Below are 3,091 nucleotides of genomic sequence, written 5' to 3'. Positions count from 1 at the left end.
AACCCATGAATCATAATCCACTGAAATCACTCAACTCATTTTCGGTCAGACACTGAGGCTGAGGTGGAACACCCTGATATGTCTTGAGTGTTGTCCAGAACAGCAGCATCGCGGTAGCAAACCCGACAACAAGTAAAACCCACTTCAGGACAGTGCTGACAGGATCCCTGTCAGCACGATTGACTAATGACGTCTTGGACATCCTGAACGGACTTTCTGGCTAAAACTTTAAGAAAACAGAAAAAAAGCGACCGGACGACCTCCTCCTTTCTGAGAAGGTCGTCTGACAGGTTTCAGATCACCAGAGCCGGATCAGATGCGGAGCCAAAAATCTCATAGCGGATCTGAGAGCCTGACAACTGCTCGTTACGCAAAGTTTCAATCATGTCGCGCATGAAAGAATCCGGGCCACAGATGTAATAGGTCGCTGCGTGATCAAGGTTTTTGCGCAGCCAATCTTGTGTAATATGACCTGAATGAACCGTAATACCCGCAGAAGAGACAGCTTCTGGTATTGTTCTCTTGCTACCTGTCAAATGACTGAGTGTTCTATGCAGCCATCCTGATGAAGCAACATTGGATTGCGCAACAGGCTGTCCTGGAAGGTTTCCCGCAGGAACATTGCCCTTTGCAAAAAAGAACTCAGCTGTCAGTTTTCCTGCAGTCGCCAGAGACGTCACAAAAGGCACAAACGCTGCCAGATCAACTGTGTCGGCTCCCAGAACATAATGTATTTTACGACCAGAATGTGTTGCGACAAGATCTTCAATCATAGAGATCAGCGGCGTGAGACCAACGCCTGCCGCCAGAAGAACGACCGGGGCATGACTGGCTTCATCCAGAAAAAAATCACCCGCTGGATTAGCGGCCTGAAGAATGTCACCGACCTGCACACTGTCGTGAAGCCACGTTGAGACTACCCCCTGATCATGACGCTTGACAGTAATACGGTAATGGTCGGCCCCAGGTGCTGAAGAAATACTGTAATTACGTCGTTGTGACCCGTGACCCGGAATATCAAGTTTGAAGCTCAGATATTGGCCGGCCTTATGATGAAAAAGCGGCTTTCCATCGACTGGAACCAGATCAAACGAAGTAATGAAAGGCGTTTCTTTGTGCCGTGCTCGGACCGTGAATTCACGCCACCCCTTCCAGCCTCCAGGAGCATGTTCGTGCTCGTCATAGATCTGTTTTTCTCGACCGATCAGGACATCTGCCAGAAACCAGTAAGCTTTACCCCATGCATCAATAATTTCCGGAGTCGCCGCATCGCCGAGAACGTGCTTGATAGCACCGATCAACGCGTCTGCAACGAAAGGATAATGCTCAGGCAAAATGTTCAGGCCAACATGCTTTTCGGCAATGCGCTCGACCATGCCGCGCAGCTTTCCAAGATCATTGATATGCTCGGCATACGCGAGAACAGCCAGCGCCAGTGCTTTGGGCTGCTCCAGATCCCGCTGATGGGAGAGATTAAAGAGATCTCGAATTTCGGGGTGCGACAGAAGACGCTTGTACATTTCTTCCGTAATCGCAAGACCGTGCGCTTTGAGAGCTGGAACTGTCGCAACAACGAGAGCGCGTGTTTTTTCGTCGAGTGGGGCGGACATTGTGATTCGATCCTTTAAGGTTCATAGTCCATACACCTTTTGTGTCAGACATCTTGGAAAACCTGTCAAGTAGATGCATGCTGTAGGTATGAAACTTAATTTGCAGACCGATTATGCGCTCCGTGCACTGATCTTCCTGGGTAGTCGAACTGATCGACTGTCTTCCATTCGGGAGATCGCTGAGACCTACAGGATTTCTGAAACTCACATGGTCAAAGTGATTCATCGTCTGGGTAAAGGTGGTTTTATTGAAACCCTGCGTGGTCGCAATGGTGGTATCCGTTTGGGAAGGTTGGCCGAAACGATACGTATCGGTGCAGTCGTAAGTTATATGGAAGAAGACATGAGCTTGCTTGATTGCCTCAGCCACAAAACTTGTGAAAGAGAGGGCACGTGTATTCTTATGCCCTCATGTCGACTCCGAGGGGTTCTGTCAGAAACAATGCAGGCGATGATGTCCGTTCTCGACCGCTACACTCTGGCCGATATGATTACTCCGTTTGAATGTGAACGACTCATCAGAAATGAAACAAAGGATTAATATGTCAGGATTAATGGAATACAAAAAGTGGATGGATGAAAATCTGATTACATGTCTTATGAATGCAGAAAAGTCAGGTGATCAGGAAATCGTCGAAACAATCCTGTTCTGGTTAGCACATATCAATATTGTCGACGAGATTTTCCGCGCACATCTAACGAAAACGAAACACGTTTATTCAAAAACTGTAGTCGATAAACTACCTTCAGCGACCGAACTGATCACAAGTGTTCGTAATACAGACAATTGGCTGATAAATTATGAGACAAATCTGTCTGAACATGATCGACAGGCAGTATTTGACTTCACATACACCGATGGAGAACCTGGTCAGTTAACCGCACAAGGCATCCTGACTCATCTTCTTACTCATGGTCTATATCACATAAGTGTCGTTGATGACAGAATCAGCAAGCGCGGATACGATGTCAATGGAATCCTGTTCACCACTCATATGAAACATAGAAAACAGCTAGGACCTGTTAGATCTTGAAACTCTTCCCATATTACGAGGATGGAAGAAGGGGACGGAACAGGCACTTTTACGAACGAGACATGGTTGATCTGGGAACCTCTGATTGAGACGCTTCGCCCAAGAGATAAGACGCCGCCCATGACCTGCGGCGTACGATAGCAGCGATTTTCTAGCGCCAATGAGAATGGCACGAAATGACGGTGTATCCGCGCTGAACTGGGTGCGTGGTGGCGGGCAACGCAGCTTTTCATCCGCCGGGTGAAACTCGACGGATGGGAGCGTCTGCTCGAACTGGTTCAGGAACAACACGGAGTGACGCTCGGAATGACTTTTCTGGATAACACGAACATCTGGGCTCACGGCAAAGCGGCAGGAGCCCAAAAAAGGGACCTCTTTCGAAGAACGAGACCATCGTCGCGGATTTCTCACACTTGAGGCAATTTCGGGTCATTTTGTAGAATTCAG

Annotated in this window: 3 protein-coding genes; 2 read left to right on the top strand and 1 reads right to left on the bottom strand. The window is 48.1% G+C overall.

Features of this window, described 5'->3' with window-relative positions; translation table 11 throughout:
• Nucleotides 1-293: 293 nt before the first annotated feature.
• Complete coding sequence (locus tag APA10_RS11360) at nucleotides 294-1,610, bottom strand: globin domain-containing protein (protein ID WP_003631267.1); 1,317 nt, start codon at nucleotides 1,608-1,610, stop codon at nucleotides 294-296.
• Nucleotides 1,611-1,698: 88 nt separating this feature from the next.
• On the opposite strand from APA10_RS11360, the gene APA10_RS11355 reads away from it, so the two are divergent.
• Together APA10_RS11355 and APA10_RS11350 are read left to right on the top strand one after the other, a co-directional pair.
• The gene (locus APA10_RS11355; protein ID WP_026019419.1) at nucleotides 1,699-2,151 is read left to right on the top strand and encodes an Rrf2 family transcriptional regulator; all 453 of its coding nucleotides are present in this window, start codon (nucleotides 1,699-1,701) and stop codon (nucleotides 2,149-2,151) included.
• A gap of 1 nt (nucleotide 2,152) precedes the next feature.
• The gene (locus APA10_RS11350) at nucleotides 2,153-2,644 is read left to right on the top strand and encodes a DinB family protein (protein WP_035366749.1); all 492 of its coding nucleotides are present in this window, start codon (nucleotides 2,153-2,155) and stop codon (nucleotides 2,642-2,644) included.
• The last annotated feature ends 447 nt before the right edge of the window (nucleotides 2,645-3,091 follow it).

The organism is Acetobacter pasteurianus subsp. pasteurianus LMG 1262 = NBRC 106471 (assembly GCF_000285275.1).
Lineage (GTDB): Bacteria > Pseudomonadota > Alphaproteobacteria > Acetobacterales > Acetobacteraceae > Acetobacter > Acetobacter pasteurianus.
Note: the sequence above shows the minus strand (reverse complement) of the source record. Positions and strands in the feature narration are given on the sequence as shown.